The following is a 542-nucleotide window of genomic DNA, read 5'->3' as shown; positions in this document are numbered from 1 at the left end:
GAGATCGGGCGCAACCACCTTGCCGGTCTGGCCGACCTGCCAGTCGTTCGGCGCATAGCCGGCATCGACGGCCGCACGACTTGCACCGACGGCGGCGCCGAGCTTGTCGGCAACCGGCAGGATGACTTCCTTGAACTTCTCGGCAGAACCGAGCGCCCGGCCACCCGAGATGATGATCTTCGCCGAGGTCAGTTCCGGACGTTCAGAGGCCGACAGCGCATCGGAGACGAAACGCGACAGGCCGGGATCGGAGACAGCCGGGATTGCTTCGACGGAGGCAGATCCGCCTTCACCAGCGGAGGCGAAGGAAGCGGTGCGCACGGTGATGACCTTCTTGGCATCGCTTGCCTGTACCGTCTGGATGGCATTGCCGGCATAGATCGGACGCTTGAAGGTATCGGATGAAACGACCTCGATGATCTCCGAGACCTGGGCGACGTCGAGAAGAGCGGCCACGCGCGGCAGCACCGTCTTGCCGACCGAAGTGGCGGCCGAGAGGATCGTGTCGTAGGAACCGGCCGATCGTGTCGTAGGAACCGGCC

General features: G+C 64.6%; 1 protein-coding gene. It reads right to left on the bottom strand.

Annotated elements, in window-relative coordinates; all coding sequences use genetic code 11:
- Nucleotides 1–542 (bottom strand): electron transfer flavoprotein subunit alpha/FixB family protein (locus tag QD408_RS27135; protein ID WP_414141432.1); only part of this gene is annotated, 542 nt, incomplete at both ends.

The organism is Rhizobium sp. BR 249 (genome assembly GCF_047445895.1).
GTDB lineage: Bacteria > Pseudomonadota > Alphaproteobacteria > Rhizobiales > Rhizobiaceae > Rhizobium.
This window is presented reverse-complemented; position numbering and strand designations above follow the sequence as displayed.